The 17462-nt window shown below is 70.2% G+C and carries 17 protein-coding genes and 1 riboswitch; of the genes, 11 read left to right on the top strand and 6 right to left on the bottom strand.

Annotated features, from left to right (window positions below):
• Positions 1-46: 46 nt before the first annotated feature.
• From C8K38_RS25520 to C8K38_RS25505, 3 genes are read right to left on the bottom strand one after another with little or no spacing between them, the layout of a single operon-like run.
• Complete coding sequence (locus C8K38_RS25520; protein ID WP_097214227.1) at positions 47-610, bottom strand: phosphatase PAP2 family protein; 564 nt, start codon at positions 608-610, stop codon at positions 47-49.
• Positions 600-3620, bottom strand: a complete 3021-nt coding sequence (locus tag C8K38_RS25510) for a sacsin N-terminal ATP-binding-like domain-containing protein (protein WP_373560301.1) — start codon at positions 3618-3620, stop codon at positions 600-602. Before C8K38_RS25510 ends, C8K38_RS25520 begins: the two co-directional genes overlap by 11 nt.
• A gap of 29 nt (positions 3621-3649) precedes the next feature.
• Positions 3650-4534 carry a DUF3027 domain-containing protein gene (locus C8K38_RS25505; protein ID WP_257017837.1) on the bottom strand — a complete coding sequence of 295 codons (885 nt, stop codon included), beginning with the start codon at positions 4532-4534 and terminating at the stop codon, positions 3650-3652.
• Positions 4535-4593: 59 nt separating this feature from the next.
• On the opposite strand from C8K38_RS25505, the gene C8K38_RS25500 reads away from it, so the two are divergent.
• From C8K38_RS25500 to C8K38_RS25490, 3 genes are read left to right on the top strand one after another with little or no spacing between them, the layout of a single operon-like run.
• Positions 4594-5394 (top strand): glutaminyl-peptide cyclotransferase, encoded by an 801-nt coding sequence (locus tag C8K38_RS25500; protein WP_097214225.1) that lies wholly within the window; start codon positions 4594-4596, stop codon positions 5392-5394.
• Between the two features lie 58 nt (positions 5395-5452).
• Positions 5453-7123, top strand: coding sequence for an MFS transporter (locus tag C8K38_RS25495; RefSeq protein WP_097214224.1), 1671 nt, complete (start codon positions 5453-5455; stop codon positions 7121-7123).
• Entirely contained in the window at positions 7120-7602 is a 483-nt protein-coding gene (locus C8K38_RS25490) for a DUF2771 domain-containing protein (RefSeq protein ID WP_077042755.1), read from the top strand. The genes C8K38_RS25495 and C8K38_RS25490 overlap by 4 nt, the downstream gene beginning before the upstream one ends.
• Before the next feature lie 67 nt (positions 7603-7669).
• On the opposite strand, the gene C8K38_RS25485 is transcribed toward C8K38_RS25490, so the two are convergent.
• Complete coding sequence (locus C8K38_RS25485; RefSeq protein WP_097214255.1) at positions 7670-8083, bottom strand: cold-shock protein; 414 nt, start codon at positions 8081-8083, stop codon at positions 7670-7672.
• 122 nt (positions 8084-8205) lie between these two features.
• Here C8K38_RS25485 and C8K38_RS25480 point away from each other — a divergent pair, with 122 nt between their 5' ends.
• From C8K38_RS25480 to C8K38_RS25465, 4 genes are all read left to right on the top strand, one after another.
• Positions 8206-8433 (top strand): hypothetical protein, encoded by a 228-nt coding sequence (locus C8K38_RS25480; RefSeq protein WP_097214223.1) that lies wholly within the window; start codon positions 8206-8208, stop codon positions 8431-8433.
• Positions 8430-8837: a YccF domain-containing protein gene (locus C8K38_RS25475; protein ID WP_097214222.1), complete on the top strand. Its 408-nt coding sequence runs from the start codon at positions 8430-8432 to the stop codon at positions 8835-8837. Before C8K38_RS25480 ends, C8K38_RS25475 begins: the two co-directional genes overlap by 4 nt.
• The gene (locus C8K38_RS25470) at positions 8834-10144 is read left to right on the top strand and encodes a glycosyltransferase 87 family protein (protein WP_097214221.1); all 1311 of its coding nucleotides are present in this window, start codon (positions 8834-8836) and stop codon (positions 10142-10144) included. Before C8K38_RS25475 ends, C8K38_RS25470 begins: the two co-directional genes overlap by 4 nt.
• Positions 10145-10312: 168 nt before the next feature.
• Positions 10313-10517: riboswitch (cyclic di-AMP (ydaO/yuaA leader) on the top strand.
• A 5-nt stretch (positions 10518-10522) separates the two neighbouring features.
• On the top strand, positions 10523-11137 hold the full coding sequence (locus C8K38_RS25465; protein WP_097214220.1) for a transglycosylase family protein: 615 nt from the start codon (positions 10523-10525) through the stop codon (positions 11135-11137).
• A 67-nt stretch (positions 11138-11204) separates the two neighbouring features.
• Here C8K38_RS25465 and C8K38_RS27930 read toward each other — a convergent pair whose 3' ends face one another.
• Entirely contained in the window at positions 11205-11399 is a 195-nt protein-coding gene (locus C8K38_RS27930) for a hypothetical protein (RefSeq protein WP_072751546.1), read from the bottom strand.
• Positions 11400-11459: 60 nt separating this feature from the next.
• On the opposite strand from C8K38_RS27930, the gene C8K38_RS25455 reads away from it, so the two are divergent.
• The 4 genes from C8K38_RS25455 (at position 11460) to C8K38_RS25445 (ending at position 16885) form a co-directional block, all read left to right on the top strand.
• On the top strand, positions 11460-13772 hold the full coding sequence (locus C8K38_RS25455; protein ID WP_097214219.1) for a helicase-associated domain-containing protein: 2313 nt from the start codon (positions 11460-11462) through the stop codon (positions 13770-13772).
• 109 nt (positions 13773-13881) lie between these two features.
• Entirely contained in the window at positions 13882-14007 is a 126-nt protein-coding gene (locus tag C8K38_RS27925) for a hypothetical protein (protein WP_257017835.1), read from the top strand.
• Positions 14008-14539: 532 nt separating this feature from the next.
• Complete coding sequence (locus tag C8K38_RS25450) at positions 14540-16198, top strand: DNA repair helicase XPB (RefSeq protein ID WP_097214218.1); 1659 nt, start codon at positions 14540-14542, stop codon at positions 16196-16198.
• Between the two features lie 27 nt (positions 16199-16225).
• The gene (locus C8K38_RS25445) at positions 16226-16885 is read left to right on the top strand and encodes a DUF3239 domain-containing protein (RefSeq protein ID WP_097214217.1); all 660 of its coding nucleotides are present in this window, start codon (positions 16226-16228) and stop codon (positions 16883-16885) included.
• On the opposite strand, the gene C8K38_RS25440 is transcribed toward C8K38_RS25445, so the two are convergent.
• Positions 16882-17451 carry a GNAT family N-acetyltransferase gene (locus tag C8K38_RS25440; protein WP_097214216.1) on the bottom strand — a complete coding sequence of 190 codons (570 nt, stop codon included), beginning with the start codon at positions 17449-17451 and terminating at the stop codon, positions 16882-16884. The genes C8K38_RS25445 and C8K38_RS25440 overlap by 4 nt on opposite strands.
• Positions 17452-17462: the final 11 nt, after the last annotated feature.

The raw sequence follows: 17462 nt of genomic DNA, 5'->3' as shown, positions 1-17462 counted from the left end.
GTGACCTCTTCTCGTGACCGCAAAGCTGGACGATCGTCCAAAGCGGTCACCTTAGGGAAGACGGCGCTCCATTGGCAGAGTTTCGCGAAGATTTAACAATCGCCCAGATCCACAGACCCGCCCAGGCGGCGCCGAAGAGCCAGCCCGCGATCACGTCCGTGAGCCAGTGCGCACCCAGGTAGACCCGGGAGAGCCCGACCGCCAGCGTCCACAGGCCCAGCCCCACGAACACAATGGGGGTGTTCCAGCGTGGCCCGCCGATCCGGACGATCACCTCCGCAACGACGCACACCAGGATCGACGACATCATCGCGTGCCCGGACGGGAACGAATGGGTCAGCTCGACCACCAACCGTGCCGGCTCCGGCGGCCGTTCCCGGCCGAACGCGAGCTTGAGCAGGGACATCACCAGCTGGCCGGTGAACATCGCGCCTCCGACCAGCAGCGCCTCCGGTCGATGCCGTCGCGCCAGCAGGGCGAGCACGATCACCGAGGTGATCACCCACGAGGCCACCGTGCCACCGAGATTCGTGATCACCGTGACGACGTCGGTGAGCCAGGGTGTGCGGATCCCGACCATGAAATCCAGCACCGTCTGGTCAATCGGCATCCGGCCGGCCCCTTTCGAGATCCTGTCGCTCCGCAGGCTCCGCTCCGGGACATGGTCGCTCCGCAGGCTCCGCTCCGGGACATGGTCGCTCCGCAGGCTCCGCTCCGGGACATGGTCGCTCCGCAGGCTCCGCTCCGGGACATGGTCGCTCCGCAGGCTCCGCTCCGGGACATGGTCGCTCCGCAGGCTCCGCTCCGGGACATGGTCGCTCCGCAGGCTCCGCTCCGGGACATGGTCGCTCCGCAGGCTCCGCTCCAGCCAGCAACCCGCGCTCCGTGCAGTGCGTCCGCCCCTCCTCGTCCACCCACCACGGCAGTTCGACGTCGCCCCGCACCGCCCCGCTCAGCCGAACGGTCAGGCGGTCGTGCACCACCAGGGTGCCCTCGGGCAAGGGCAGTCCAAGCGCGATGTGGGCGAGCACCGCGGCGGGCTCGCGGTCCCAGGCGCTGACGCGGCGGCCTGCGCCGAGCACCTCGCCGCGAATCGCCTCGGACGCGGGTGGCAGGTCGAGCAGCTCGGCCAGCCCGGCCGCGCTCGGCAGATCACCGACCACCAGGAGCTCCGACGGCACGGCCGCCGCCAGCCAGGGCCGGTCCAGCACGACGGCCTCGGCCGGGTCGGCCAGCTGCCCGGACAGCGTCCGGACCGCCGCGGGCGGCGAGAGCTCGTCGAGGTCGAGGATCCCCGACGCAGTCGCCTCCGCCAGCAGCCGGTGCGTTCGCGCCACCACAGCGGGGCCCGGGTCCCGGTCGCGGTCGGCGAGCCGGTCCAGCAGCAATTCCGCCATCTCGACACCGTCGACCCGGTCGGCGGCCACGACCCCCGACAACGCCGCGGCGTCCGGGTGCTCGAACACGTCGAGCAGCCCCTCAAAGGTGTGATCGTCGGGCCGGCGCATCGACCCCAGCCGGACCCCACCCAGGCGCGCGTGCCTGCGCAACCACCAGGCGGTGTACCCGATCCGATCCGAGAGCAGCGCCGCGGTCGCGGGCTCACCGGCCAGCAGGCCGAGCGCCTCCGGCCAGGCGCAGGAGTCCACGAGGTCGAGGTCACGGACGGCGAGCAGCACCTCCGGATCCTCCTCGAGTGTCGACCACCAGGCGTCCTCGTCATCGAGGTCCTGCTCGGGTCCGGTCGGCAGGTCCGCCCGGAGCACGGTGAATCCCCAGCCGACCCCGACTCCGCGCAGCGCTGCCTCGCCGAACCGCTCGACCAACTTCGGCGACACCGTCCCGAACGGCGAGTCCGCCGCCAGCACGCGGGCGAGCGGCGCGCCCGGCAGCAGCAACTCGTCCGCGGCGCGCAGCATTCCGTCCTCATCCGGCAGGGGCAGTTGGCCGAGCCAGCCGGGCAGGTCACCCGCCGCGGCGGCGACCGCGGACAGCGACAGCACCGGTTCAGCGAGTTCGCTTGCGGCGGTGGGATCGTCGAGATCAATGTCCTCGATCGCCGACCGCAGGGCGGGGTCGGCGAGAACGTCGAGCGCGGATGCGCTGCCCGCCCCGAGCCTGCCGAGCAGCCGGTGGGCGGCATCGGGATGCACCAGCCGGATCCAATGGACCCCGTGTGCGTCGATGCCGTGACCGAGCGCCCCGAGGTCGTGGCCGAGCACGACGGTTCGCGGGCCGGTCACCGTGCGACCGTCCGTCAGCGGCACCGGGATGGCGGCCAGCTCTTCCGCGGCGACCGAATCCACGACCAGCGGCTCCAGCGCCACGTAAAGCCTTCCCCACCAACCCGGTTCGCGATGGATCCCGGCGAGCAGCTCGGTCAGGTGCGCCAGCCCGATGCGGTGCACCCCGACGGCGGACAGCGCCTGGGCCTCGCGCTCGGTGGACAGCGCGGGACCGAGCAGCCCGGGGATCACGTCCTGCAGCAGATCGGCGAGCTCCGCCGTCAGCCCCGGCAGCACGACGGCGGATCCCGGCACCAGCGCCATGCCGTCGGCGCCCGGCAGCCAGGCGTTGCCGGTCAGCTCCCGCAGTACCGCCTCGCGCAGCACCGCATCCACCTCACCGCGCGCGAACCCGGGCAGTGGGACCAGCCGCAGTCGTTGCGACTCAGGAAGCGCCGCAACGAAATCGGCATATCCGTCGGCCAGGTGCTCGAGGGCGGCACCCGGCATCAGCCGTCTGCGGTCGGGCTGCAGCGCCGCGTCCGCGATCAGGATCGCAGGCAGCGACAGTTCCTCGTCCGACCGGGTCGGCGCGCGCAGCACATCGGCGGAGACCGGGCGGACCCGTCCGTCGCTGACCGGCACCGCCCAGCGCGCGGACGGGGCCGCCGAGTACTGCCACCAGGTGCGCTCGCCGACCGACGGGAGCGGAGCGACCTGAACCCGGAGCTCGGTCAGCCCGTCGGCGAGCGGCCGCTCGGATCGGGTGAACGTCTGGTCGGCGAGCTCGATCGACGCCAGCGCCGGCAGCTCCAGCAGCAGGTCGGGGGCGTCCTCGGCCAGTTGCCGCAGCAACTCCTCCCCGTCCACGCCCGGTCGCAGCGCCAGCACCACCTCCGAGTCGAAACCGGCGGCGGGCGCCGCGTCGGTGGGCCACACCAACCGCAGTACGGGCACGCCCCGCTCGGGTTCGTCCAAGCCGGCGGCGCGGAGTTCGTCGCGGGTCCGCTCGGCGGAGAAGACGATCGAGCCGGTCTGGGACCGCACCTCGACCTCGTCGCTCACCGACAGCACGGCGGTGAATCCGACCCCGAACCTGCCGACCACCGGCCCGCCGTCGGTGTCCTTACCCGAGACCCGCAGCGCGGACAGGGCCTGTACCCCCGCCTGATCGAGGGGGACGCCGGTGTTCGCGACGTGCAGTCGGGTGCCGTCGAGCGTGATCCGCATCGCCCCCGGCACCCCGGCCCTTGCGGCGGCGTCCGCGGCGTTCTGGGCCAGCTCGGTCAGCAATCGGTCGCGGTATCCCGCGGCCGCGAGGTCGGCCTCGGTTGCGGCATCCTCGCGGAGCCTGGTCGGCGAGGAACGCCACGCGAGCAGCGTCGATTCCCTCAGCGCATCGGCGCCGAAGGGATCGGCGACCGTCAGTCCGTCGATGCCGGTTCCCCGGCGGCGTCGGAGGTCGGTGCCTCGTCCGCGGGCGCCTCGGCTGCGGGCACCTCGTCCGCGGGCACCTCGTCCGTGACTGCCCCGGCTGCGGGTGCCTCCACCTTCGGTTCCGGCAGCGCGACCATTTCCACCGCGCCGTCGTCGTAGGCGTCGAACTGCGGGCTACCCGCGCCGGTGGGCAGCGTGGTGTCCGAGTGGGCGCCGCAGCCGTACTCGGCGTACACGACGTGACCGTCGGCGGCCATCTCGTTGCCACACACCCCGAACGCCACCTTCAGCGAACCGGACAGCGGCAGGTAGAACCCGCACAGCTCGCAGGTGGACGGCGCGGCCTTCGCCATCTCGGAGTCGGGACCGTAGTCGCCCTCGCGCCAACGCTCCGCGGCGTCCAGCCGGCCCTCGAGACTCATGACCTGCTTGCGGCCGAGGCCGACCTCGAGCGCCACCTCGTCGACCGCGGGGTCGCCGGTCGCCACGTAGCCGGGCACCAGCCGCGGGTCGCTCGGCAGCGGGGCCAGCAGGTCGCCCGGCGAGAGGTCGCCGGGGCGGATCCGCTCGTCCCACGGAAGCCAGTCGGGCGCGGTCAGCGCGTCAGGACCGGGCAGCAGGGCCAGCTCACTGACGGTCGCCCGATCGGACTCCGGGTCGGCCGCGAGAACCACCGCCCACTGCCAGCCGCGGTAACCGGGCAGCTGCGCGGAGAACCGATGGGTGGCGGCGCACTCGCCCTCGGAGGTGACGCCCAGATGTGCACCGACTTCCCCCTCGCCGAGGTCGATCAACGCCTGACGGGCCAGGTCCACAGCATCGGCGAGGACGGGGCGCACGGGGGCAAGCTCGGGGGCAGATTGGGCACTCACACCCCCATTTTGCCGTATCGCAGCAAATCACCGGCGCAACGGGCTGCAATGCTGGTCCGATGACCGGGCGACGGCTACCCCAGATCGCGGCCGCTGTGGCCGCCTTGATGCTCACCGGCTGCACCAACGCGGCCACGAATTCCGGCACGGAACCGGACGCGGACCGCGTCGAGCGACTTCGCGTCGAGGTCGTGGGCGAGCGGCCACACGACCGGGGGGCCTTCACCCAGGGCCTCGAGGTCTCGGACGGCGAACTGCTCGAGGGCACCGGCATGGCCGGACGGTCGGACATGCGGGCCGCCTCGTTGGAAACCGGCGTGGAGCGGCTCCGGGTGCCGGTGCCCGAGCAGATGTTCGGCGAGGGCATCACCGTCGCGGGCGACACCGTCTGGCAGATCACCTGGCGCGACGGCGTGGCGATCGCGCGCGACCGCGACACTCTCGCCGAGCGCTCCCGCACGAGCTACGAGGGCGAGGGCTGGGGCCTGTGCGCGCAGTCGGACCGCCTCCTGATGAGCGACGGCTCGGACACCCTCACCTTCCGCGACCCGGTCACCTTCGAGCCGCGTGGCACCGTGGCGGTCACGCTCGACGGGCAACCGCAGGACCGACTGAACGAACTCGAATGCGTCGGGGACACAGCGGTTTACGCGAACGTGTGGCAGACCCAGCAGATCGTGCGGATCGACCCGGACTCCGGCCGGATCACCGCGGTGATCGACGCGTCGGGCCTGCTCACGGACGAGGAGAGCCGCTCGGTGGACGTGCTCAACGGGATCGCGGAAGTGCCGGGCACCGACCGATTCCTGATCACGGGCAAGTACTACCCACGCCTGTTCGAGGTCCGCTTCGTGCCCTGACAGCCGCGACGGGCGAGGCGTGTGGTCCTTTGTCGCCCATCTAGGACAGAATTGACCCGTGACCGGACCACGCGTGCCCAACGATCCCGACGGGAGTCGGGCATCCGACGACCTCGGACCGGGCCAGGGCCATCCGGGATTCGAGAACTATCCGCCGACGCGCCGGACCTCGGCCCGCCGCGCGCCGCTGCCCCCGCTGCATCCCGTGGGTGACACCCGACAGGGTTCCTCCGGTGAAACCCGGCAGGGCTCCTCGAGTGAAACCCGGCAAGGTTCCTCGCCGAAGCCGCCACCGATTCCCCGCAAGCTCACCGTCACCCGGGTGGCGGCGATGCGCAGCCGTGAACTGACGAACAGGGGCATCGCCACCTTCCACCGGGCGGCCAAGGCCGACGGCGCCGAGAAGTCGGGACTGACCGCGCTGACCTATGCGGTGATGGCGAACTTCGCCACCGACGCCGCCATCGCGGTCGCGTTGGCGAACACACTGTTCTTCTCGGCCGCCACCGGCGAGGACAAGACCAAGGTCGCGCTGTACCTGCTGATCACCATCGCCCCGTTCGCGGTCATCGCCCCGCTGATCGGCCCGATGCTCGACCGACTGCAGCACGGCCGACGGCTCGCGCTTGCATCCTCGTTCGCGCTGCGCACCGTGCTGGCGGTCGTGCTGGTCTTCAACTTCGACAGCTGGGGCCTGTATCCGGCCGCGCTCGCGATGATGGTGCTGAGCAAGTCCTTCTCGGTGCTCAAGAGCGCCGTCACCCCGCGCGTGCTGCCGCCGGAGATCGACCTGGTCCGGGTGAACTCCCGACTGACGGTCTTCGGACTGATCGGCGGCACCATCGGCGCGGGGGCGGTGGCAGGAGCGCTCGCGCTCATCGTCAGGTCGTCCTCGGGGCCGTTGTGGTTCGCCGCCGCGGTCGCCGCACTCGGCGCGTACCTGAGCATGCGGATCCCGGCATGGGTGGAGGTCACGGAGGGCGAGGTGCCCGCCACCCTGACCTATCACGGCGACGACGCGCGCACCGAGCCGATCGGCAAGGACGCGGGCGAGGCGGCGAAGGCGAGCAAGCGGCGCCAGCCGCTCGGCCGCGCAGTCATCACGGGTCTGTGGGGTAACAGCACGATCCGGGTGCTGACAGGGTTCCTGACGCTCTACATCGCCTTCGTCGCGAAGTCCCGCACCGAGCACGAGCCGATGGCGCAGGCCGCGATGCTGGCCCTGGTGGGCGCCGCGGCCGCGATCGGCAACTTCGCGGGCAACGCCACCGGCGCGCGGCTCAAGCTCGGCAGACCGTCGGTGATCGTGCTGCGCTGCACGGCCGCCGTCACCGCGATCGCGATCATCGCCGCCCTCACCGACAGCCTGCTCACCGCGGCGCTGGCCACCCTGGTCGCGTCGGGCGCGAGCGCGCTGGCCAAGGTGTCGCTGGACGCCTCGCTGCAACACGACCTGCCCGAGGAGTCCATCGCCTCCGGCTTCGGGCGCTCGGAGACCGTCCTGCAGCTGAGCTGGGTCATCGGCGGGGCGCTCGGCGTGCTGCTGCCCACCGAGTACTGGATCGGATTCTCCGTGGTGTCGGTGCTGCTCGTGCTCGGCCTTGTCCAGACCTTCCTCACCTACCGGGGTTCGACGCTGCTCCCCGGCCTCGGTGGCAAACGCCCGAATGTGGCCAACCAGGAGATCACTCGACCGATCTCCGCGAACGCAGGGAACCGAACGTCGTGACCAAGACAAAGAAGATCGTCCTCATAGGGACCCTGGGGCTGCTGATCGCGCTCGCCGGGTTCGCGGCCGTCGTCACCGCGCTGGTGCGGGGCGCGGACGAGGAGCCGCCGACGGTCACCGCGTTCGCGGGCGGCAAGTCCCTCGTGGTGGAGCCGACCCAGTACTGCAACCTCTATCTGGAGGACTGCGTGGAGAGCCCCGTCGCCGAGCTCCAGGTCCCCCGCGGCAAGCCCCTGCAGATCTCCCTGCCCGGCGACATCGCCGACGGGCTGTGGCGAGTGGTGATGGTCTACCAGCTCGACGACGGCCGGGTGGGCGTCGACGAGCGATACCACTCGCCGGGCGAGTCCCTCGCGATCACCGTCGAGACCCCGGAGGGCATGCAGCTCAACGGCATCGAGATCCAGCAGCCGTCGGCCGTGGTCAACGAGCAGGGCCTGCCGTTGGTGCACGCGACGTGGGCCATCAAGACCGCCTGATCGGGTACAGCAACGCCGAGGGGCACCGTCGCGTGACGGTGCCCCTCGGCGTTGGTGTCGGGTGCGGCTAGCTGTCGAGCTCGCGGGCGACGGCGCGCACGACCTCGGAGATGCGCTGCGCGGTCTTGCGGTCCGGGTACTTGCCCTTGCGCAGGTCGGGCTGCACCTTGGCCTCGAGCAGGGTGATCATGTCCTCGACCATGCCGTGCAGCTCGTCGGGCGTGTGCTTGCGCACGGTGTCGTCCTTGCGGGCTCCACCGCCCTGCCGGATCGACGGCGCCGGATCGAGCACCTTGAGGCTCAGCGCCTGCGGACCACGACGTCCCGCGGCCATCCCGAACTCGACGCGCTGGCCCGCCTTCAGGCCCTCGACACCGTCGGGCAGCGCAGACGAACGGACGTAGACGTCCTCCCCCTCTTCCTGGGAGAGGAAGCCGAAGCCCTTTTCAACGTCGTACCACTTGACCTTGCCGGTAGGCACTGCGTTCACCTGCTCATCTACATAAATGAACGCGCCCCACCGTTTGCGGGACGCGATGGACCGAAGTCTACCCCCGCGTGCCCCTCCCGAGCACCGGGGTTTGCGGGGGATACGGTTGGAAGGTGGTCAGCCAATCCTCTCCCCGCGGCAACGGTCTCTTCCGTGCCGCACTCCTGTTCTTCTTCGTCGGCGTCCTCGCCATCGTTGCGATCTTCGTGGTGGCTGCGACCGGCCACGAGCCGGGACTGGCGCTGTACCTGATCGCCCTTGCCTGCCCGATCGGGTTCCTGCTCGGCATTGCTTTCGCGCTGCGGTCCGGCCGCCGCGTTCGAAGAGAGGGAAACCAATGAGAATCCTGCTCAACATCATCTGGCTGATCTTCGGCGGACTCTGGCTCGCGCTCGGCTACTTCGTCGCGGGCATCATCTGCTGCATCCTGATCATCACCATCCCGTTCGGGATCGCGTCGTTCCGGATCGGTGTCTACGCGCTGTGGCCGTTCGGCAAGACCGTCGTCGAGCGCCCGACGTCGGGGATCGGCTCGTTGATCGGCAACGTGATCTGGCTGATCGTGGCCGGCATCTGGCTCGCCATCGGCCACGTGGTGAGCGCGATCGCGATGGCGATCACGATCATCGGGATCCCGCTCGCCATCGCGAACCTGAAGATGATCCCGATCTCGCTGATGCCGCTCGGCAAGGAGATCGTGGACGTCGGTGCGGCGCCCACGTCGTCAACGAGCTTCCCGGCATGACCCCGCCGCCCCGCGCCACCCCGGCCGCGGGGCGCGCACTCCCCTCTCACCCGCTGTTCCTCGGCTCACTCGGTGCCCTTGCCCTCGCCGTGATCGTGGCGCACGACCGGGTGGTGCCGATGGGATACCCGCTGTGGGGCCTGTTCCAGAACGGCCTCGACCTGCTGGTCTACCGCAGCGGCGGCGCCACCGTTCTGCGGTCGGACGGGCTCTACGACCACGCACTGCACGGCGGCATGTGGTTCACCTATCCGCCGTTCTCGGCCGTCCTGTTCGCCCCGCTCAACGCCGTCTCGGCGGAGCTCACCACCCTCCTCGGATACCTCGCGAACTTCGGGATCCTCTACGCCGTCGTCCTGCTGTGCTGGCGGCAACTCGGGTACCGGACGGATCGCCGGCTGTACGTGGCGACCGGGCTGATGGCGGTCATCTTCACCTGGCTCGAGCCGGTCCGCACCACGATCTGGCTGGGCCAGATCAATCTGCTGTTGATGCTGTTGATCGTGTGGGATCTCGGGCGTCCCGAGGGCAGCAGGCTGCGCGGGATCGGCGTCGGGATCGCGACCGGGATCAAGCTGACGCCCGGCCTGTTCATCGTCGAACTGCTCGTCACCAGGCAGTGGCGCGCGGCGGCGACCGCGATCGCCGGGTTCCTCGCGACCGTCGCCGTCGGGTTCGTGGTGATCTTCTCGGACTCGTGGTCCTACTGGACCGCGGTGATCCTGCACTCGACGCGAATCGGCGAGACCGCGTGGCCCGCCAACCAGTCCGCCGCCGGGGTACTGGCCCGCTGGCTGGACGTCGCGGACCCGCCGCTGATGCTGTGGGCGCTCTTCGCGGCCGCACTGACCGCTCTCGGGCTCGGCGCCTCCTGGCTGGCGCACAAGCGCGGACAGGCGCTGCTGGCCACCACCATGTGCGGGTTGACCTCCGCGGCGGTCTCGCCGTTCTCCTGGGGCCACCACTGGGTGTGGTTCGTGCCATTGCTGGTCCTGGCTATGCACCGCGCGCTCGGCGCCGGGCGGGCGACCGCCTGGCTACTGCCCGCGGCACTAGCGCTGCCCCTGCTCTGCTGGACCCATGAGTTCCCGGACAGCGTGCAGGCGATCGGCCTGTTCATGGTCCCCACCTCCGATGCGCTGGCTCCGTTCTTCGCCGCGGTGTATCCGCTGATGTTCGTCGTCATCGCCGTCGCCACGCTGATCGCGCTGCGGCCGCGCCGGGGCCAGGGACCGCGACTGCGCCGTGCGGAGCCCGAGGTCAGCGCCGATCGAAACTGTGATCTACCTCACATCACGGTAACATAACAGGACGGTCTCGGGCCGAGGCGACCCAATCTGACCTGCGAATACGTCGGAATTTTCGGGCGAAACGCCGAAAGAATCGAAATTTAGGTAACAGATGACTACACGGCCTCGGCCACGTACGGTCATCTGCGGCCGGAGAAGTTCGGCCAGATCCGATCCGCCGCGCCAAACCTCGTCCCGCGGAACCGGATTCCTACGAATTACCCAGGGACGAGGACGGGGGACCCACGTCCCCAGTGGACACCGAGGAAATCGCGCAAGCGAATTCCTCTTGGGGTGAAGCCAGACCCGCACCATCCAGGAGCGGCGAGGCCGGGCGACCTCTCAGCCCGAACCCGACAGCTGACCTCGCAGGCGCGTGAGGAGAGGAAAACCCGCATGAGCACTGGACGCCACCGCAAGCCCACGAACACCCGCCGCAACGCAGCCAAGGTCGTCGTGACCGGCGCAGTGTTGGGCGCAGCCGGCGCGGCCTTCGCGGCCCCGGCCAACGCAGCCCCCGATTCCGACTGGGACCGCCTCGCGCAGTGTGAAGCAGGCGGCAACTGGGGCATCAACACCGGCAACGGCTACCAGGGTGGACTGCAGTTCTCCCCCAGCACCTGGAACGCCCACGGTGGTGGCCAGTACGCCGCGACCGCCAACCAGGCCACCCGTGAGCAGCAGATCGCGGTCGCCGAGAAGGTCCTCGCCTCGCAGGGTTGGGGCGCCTGGCCGTCCTGCTCCTCGAGCCTCGGCCTGACCAGCGGCTCGACCCCGCGCTCCGCCCCCGCCGCCGAGGTTGCCCCCGCGGCCGAGCTGCCCGCCGTGACCAGCCTCCCGACCACCGACGGCGCCGCCGACGTGCTCGACAGCCTCGACAGCGCCCTCGAGGCGGTCCAGGCCAAGGGCGTCGCGCTCGATCCGCAGATCGAGGCGCTCTTCGAGCAGGCCAAGCTGAACCCCCAGGTCATCGACTTCCTGAAGGCCAACTCGGGTCTCCTGCCCCGCTGAGACCCCCCTTCACGTGAAAGGCCCCGCACCTACGAGGTGCGGGGCCTTTCGCGTTCGGTATCCGAGGTCAGCGATTGATGACCGTGTGCGGGTGGGTGTAGGGCAGTTCAGAAACGGGGAGGGGGAACTCGGTGTCCTCCCCGAACGGGGAGAGCCCACCGGAGCGGCTCGACGAGAGCTCCGTGACGGCATGATCGCCATCCTGGAGTTCCGGCGCCGGCCAGCCTGGATCTACGTATCGCTTGCTCGAATTGTTAGCCACAGTCCCATTTTGGCAGGAGCTCGCGCCGTGGTACACCCCAGGTCTCTAATCTGATAGTTGATGACCGATACCGAAGGTGCTGCCCCGGCCGCCGAATCACCTCACGGCACCGCCGTGCCCGACAGCCTGCTCGCCTGGCTGACCGCGAGGACCGATGCGGAGCTGGCCGAACTGCTCAGGCTGCGCCCGGATCTCGCGGTGCCGCCACCGGCGAACCTGGCGGTCCTTGCGGCCCGCGCCGAACAGCGCGCATCGGTGCTTCGGGTCGCCGACGACCTGAACGTCCTCGAACTCACCGTGATCGGCGTGCTCTCGCTCGAACGCGGAGCGGAGGTCGGGGTCCGGCGCGAGGTCCTCGCGGAGGCGCTCGCCGGACGGGCGCCGGTCAAGACCGTCGACCGGGCACTGAAGGCACTGCGGGCCCGGGCACTGGTCTGGGGCACGCAGGTGCTGCGGGTCGTCGCGACCGCGAACGACGCCGTCACCTGGCGGGTCGACCGGCCACAGGAGCCGATGTCCGCCGCGCAGGTCATCGCGGGCCTGGCGACCGTGACCGATGCCGAGCGCAGGCTGCTCGAGACCCTGGCCACCAGCTCGCCGATCGGCCGCACCCGCGACGCCGCGCCCGGCACCCCACCCGACCGGCCCGTCCAGCGGCTGCTGTCGCTCGGCCTGCTGACCTGGGTGGACGAGCAGACCGTCGAGCTGCCCCATCAGGTCGGCCAGGCGCTGCGCGGCGAGACGATCACCGACCCGATGGCCCTGACCCCGCCGCCGATCCGCACCAACAAGCAGAAGATCGCGGACGTGAACGCGATCGCGGCGGGCGAGGCGCTCGAACTGATCCGGCACTGCGAGGACCTGATCGCGGCCCTCGGGGACCAGCCCGCACCGACCCTCAAGGCGGGCGGGCTCGGGGTCCGCGAGACCAGGCGCCTTGCGAAGGCGGCGGGCGTCGACGAGAACCGGGTGAGCCTGATCGTGGAGCTGCTGTCCGCGGCCGGCCTGATCGCGAGCGGGGCCCCCGACCCGGCTCCGGCCGCCGACACCGGCGACGACTACTGGGCACCGACGGTCGCCGCGGATGCCTGGCTCAACACCGGCACCGCCCAGCGGTGGTACACCCTCGCCCACGGCTGGCTGGAGATGCCGCGCAGGCCATGGGTGATCGGGCTGCGTGATCCCAACGACAAGGCGATCGCCGCGCTATCCGAGGAGGTGCGCGCATCCGGCGCCCCCCGCGACCGCAAATTCGTGCTCGAGTTGCTCGGCGAGCTCGCGCCGGGGCAGGGCGCGACCACGTCCGAGCTCGCCGCGCTGGTCGCGTGGCGGCGCCCGCGCTGGTCCGGCCGGTTCGGTGCGGGGGCCGTCGAACACACCGTCGCCGAGGCGGCCGCGGTCGGGCTGATCGGCCGCGGCGCGCTCGCGTCACCTGGCCGAGGACTGCTACACGGGGCCACCGCGGAGGCGGTGGTCGCCGAGATGACGGCGAGCCTGCCCGCCCCCATCGACTACGTCCTGGTGCAGGCGGACCTGACGGTGATGGCTCCCGGCCCGCTCATCCCGGAGCTCCAGGAGCAAATCACCCTGGTCGCGGACATCGAATCGGCGGGCGCGGCCACCATGTACCGGATCCGGGAGGACAGCGTGCGGCGGGCGCTCGACGCCGGGAAGAGCGCCGCGGAGCTGCACGCGGTGTTCGAGAAGCGCTCGAAGACGCCGGTGCCGCAGGCCCTGACGTACCTCATCGACGATGTCGCGCGCAGGCACGGCCAGCTGCGGGCGGGGGTGGCGTCCTCGTTCATCCGCTGTGAGGACCCGGCGCTGCTCGCCGAGGTGCTGGCCTCCGCGGTGGCCGAGCAGCTGGCGCTGCGTGCCCTTGCCCCGACCGTCGCGATCTCGCAGGCGCCGCTGGGCGAGGTGCTCGACCAGCTCCGGTCGGCCGGGTTCGCGCCGGCGGGTGAGGACTCCTCCGGCGCGATCGTGGACCTGCGACCGCGCGGTGCCCGGGTGCCGCGACGCCGGACGCGTCCTGCGCTGCGGATGCCCGCGGTACCCACCGACGACCAGCTCGGGTCCCTCGTCAGCCAGCTGCGGGCCGGCCAGCGGGCCGCAACCGCCCCGCGCGGTCAGGGCGTGCGTTCGGACGGCAGCCGGGCGGGCGGCGCCGCGACGATGGCACTGCTGCAGCTGGCGGCGAAGGTGCGGCGCAGCGTGGCGATCGGTTATGTGGACGCGCAGGGCGTCGCGACGGAGCGCGTCGTCGATCCGATCAGCGTCGGTGGTGGTCAGCTCGATGCACTGGACCCGGACACCGGGGCGGTCCGCCGATTCACCCTGCACCGGATCACCTCGGTGAACCTCCTCGACTGATTCCGGGCCGCGCGGGCAGGAAAAGCACGCCCGCGTGCGCGACTGGCTTTTTCCTGGAAATGACGTATGGTCGGCCCAAGTGATTGCCACTTCGAATTCAGGAGCGACAATGGCAGACAAGAAACCCGGCAAGAGCCTGAAGAAACCGGCACAGTCCCTCAAGGAACGACGTGCCGAAAAAAGGGATCGCGCAGCCGATTCCGGAGAGCTGATCAGAAAACGGAAACGCCACTGATGCACACCGAGGCGACCGCACCACCCATCCCCCTGGTCCTCGACACCCTGCACAGCCGGATCGACGAACTAGCCGGGGAGGCGATGTTCTCGAATGCGCGGTCCAGTGGGTATCACGCCGCACTGCGGTCCGCCAGACTGTTCGTGCTGGATGAACGAGCACGGCAGTGCGAACTTCCAGAATGCCGCCCAACCGTAAAAAACAAGAAGGACCATCCGTGAAAAGAACACTTCTCGCCCTGGACCGAATTCAGGCCAGGCTGGAAAATGAACTCGACACCACGGAGGTCCGCACCGAGCGAGACGCCGGATACCGTTCCGGAATTTCCGAGGCGCTCGTGCACGTAATGGAGACGAAGAAAAGGGTAGCCACACAACGGTGACGCACTAAAAGTGAAGGATTCTCCGGATCGCGGGAGAATCCTTCACTTTTTTCGGCCACGGACACGGATCAGCCGGGACCGCGGTGCCTGTGACGACCACCCCACAGCAAAGTGTGGACAATGGAGTGGTTGTCTACGTAGGAGGCGCACGTGACCGACGGCCCCTTGATCGTCCAGTCCGACAAGACCCTGCTCCTGGAGGTCGACCACGAGCTCGCCGGCCAGGCCCGGCAGGCCATCGCCCCGTTCGCCGAACTCGAGCGCGCGCCCGAGCACGTGCACACCTACCGGGTGACCCCGCTGGCGTTGTGGAACGCGCGCGCGGCGGGACACGACGCCGAACAGGTGGTGGATGCGCTCGTCACGTTCTCCCGGTACGCGGTCCCACAGCCGCTGCTGGTCGACATCGTCGACACGATGGCCCGGTACGGCCGGTTGCAGCTGGTGAAGAGTCCGGTGCACGGCCTGATCCTGGTCAGCATGGACCGGGCGGTGCTCACCGAGGTGATGCGGCACAAGAAGATCTCGCCGATGCTCGGCGCCATGGTCGACGAGGACACCGTCGTGGTGCACCCGAGCGAGCGCGGCCACCTCAAGCAGATGCTGCTCAAGATCGGCTGGCCTGCCGAGGACCTCGCCGGGTACGTGGACGGCGAGGCGCACCCGATCGACCTCGCCTTCGAGGAGGGGCACTGGGAGCTGCGCGACTATCAGCAGATGGCGGCCGACTCCTTCTGGGCGGGCGGCTCGGGCGTCGTCGTGCTGCCGTGCGGCGCGGGCAAGACGATGGTCGGCGCGGCGGCGATGGCCAAGGCCAAGGCCACCACGCTGATCCTGGTGACCAACACCGTCGCAGGCAGGCAGTGGAAGCGTGAGCTGATCGCCAGGACCTCGCTCACCGAGGAGGAGATCGGCGAGTACTCGGGCGAGCGCAAGGAGATCCGCCCGGTCACCATCGCGACCTATCAGGTGATCACCCGCCGCACCAAGGGCGAGTACAAGCACCTGGAGCTGTTCGACTCCCGCGACTGGGGCCTGGTCATCTACGACGAGGTGCACCTGCTGCCCGCGCCGGTCTTCCGGATGACGGCCGACCTGCAATCGAGGCGTCGCCTCGGCCTGACGGCGACCCTGGTCCGCGAGGACGGGCGCGAGGGCGATGTGTTCTCGCTGATCGGTCCCAAGCGGTACGACGCGCCGTGGAAGGACATCGAGGCGCAGGGCTGGATCGCGCCCGCGGACTGCATCGAGGTCCGGGTGACGCTGACCGATGCCGAGCGGATGGCGTACGCGACCTCGGAGCCGGAGGAGCGCTACAAGCTGTGCTCGACGGCACACACCAAGATCGCGGTGGTCAAGTCGATCCTGGACCGGCACCCCAATTCGCCGACCCTGGTCATCGGCGCCTACCTCGACCAACTCGAGGAACTCGGCGAGGCGTTGAACGCACCGGTCATCCAGGGCTCGACGAAGAACAAGGAACGCGAGGCGCTGTTCGACGCGTTCCGGCGCGGCGAGATCCAGACGCTGGTGGTGAGCAAGGTCGCGAACTTCTCCATCGACCTGCCCGAGGCCTCTGTCGCGGTGCAGGTCTCGGGGACCTTCGGTTCCCGACAGGAGGAGGCGCAGCGTCTCGGCCGCCTGCTGCGCCCGAAGCAGGACGGGGGCCAGGCGCACTTCTACTCGGTCGTCGCCCGCGACACGCTGGACGCCGAGTACGCCGCGCACCGCCAGCGTTTCCTCGCCGAGCAGGGCTACGCCTACCGGATCACCGACGCTGACGACCTGCTCGGCCCGACCATCGGGTAGGCCCAGCCATCGGGTAAGAATGGGACCGTGCGCAGCTTCGAGTTCCCCGTCGACCACTCCCACGCCAACTCCGTCAACGAGACGGTCGGCGACGTCCGGCGACTCCGGGTCTCGGCCATCGTCACGGCCATGTTGTTGGCCGGGCTCGCGGCCTGGCTGATCTACCTGGCTCATCCGTGGTCCTACATCGTCGGCGTTGTGGTCGCCCTGCTGGCCGTGACCTCGCTGTGGGTGGCGTTCTGGGCCCCGAAGAAGGTCGGCTCGGTCGAGAAGCTCTACGCCGAGGGCCCGCTGGTGCCCGCCGTGGTGGCGGTGGCCCGGCCCCGCGGGGCCACGCTGCTGGCGCTGGTGGACGTGGCCAAGCCGTCCGCGGATCGCCCGCACTACGCCCTGGTCACCCGCAACATCCGGGCGCTGCCTGGGCATTCTCTGACCAACGTCGGCGAGCGGGTGCCCTCGATCGCGGTGCTCGCCGACCGCAGCAACAAGTCCACCGCGGACACCTGGCAGATGGTCAGCCCGATGCCGATCGCCTGGGGCACCAAGGACCAGAAGGTGATCCGGCGGGCGGCGGACTCGATCAGCGGCGCGGAGTGGAAGCTGCTGGCGAAGTCGATCCCGCTGGCCGAGCAGGTCCCGCGCGCCGAGAACCAGCAGATCCCCGTCGACCCGGCCGACCTGCGCTAGCCGAGGTCCGGCCAGCCCTCGGCCTGCTCCCGAGGATCCTCGTAGAGCAGGCCCGCCACCCATTCGTCGCGCCTGCGCCCGCGCTGGAGTCCGCCCGCGCGCAGCGTGCCCTCGAATCGGAAGCCCACCCGCCGCGCCACAGAAGCGGACTGCTTGTTGCCGACATACGCGCGCCACTCGATCCGTTCCAGCGCCATCCCGTCCGGACGGAAACCGAAGTCGCACACCAGGTTCACCGCCCTTGCCATCAGGCCGCGGCCACGGACCGCCTGGTTCAGCCAGAAGCCGATGTCCGCGGCCGAGTCGTCACGGCAGGCGAGACCGATCATCCCGACCACGGCGCCCGCGGGTGTGTGCCGCATCGCCCAGGTGGGGCTGCGGTCCGCCCATCCGACGGGCACCACCCGCTCGACGAAGCGTTGCGCGTCGTCGTGGGTGTACGGCACCGGCAGCGTGGTCCACTCCCCCACCGCCTCGTCCTGACAGCACCTGACGATGGACTCGACGTCGCCGGGTCCGGGAGGCGTCAGCCACAGACCCTCGTCGTTGAGCGATTCCACGAACATGTCGGCTCCTG

Source organism: Rhodococcus sp. OK611 (assembly GCF_003050885.1).
Lineage (GTDB): Bacteria > Actinomycetota > Actinomycetes > Mycobacteriales > Mycobacteriaceae > Rhodococcus_G > Rhodococcus_G oryzae.
This window is presented reverse-complemented; position numbering and strand designations above follow the sequence as displayed.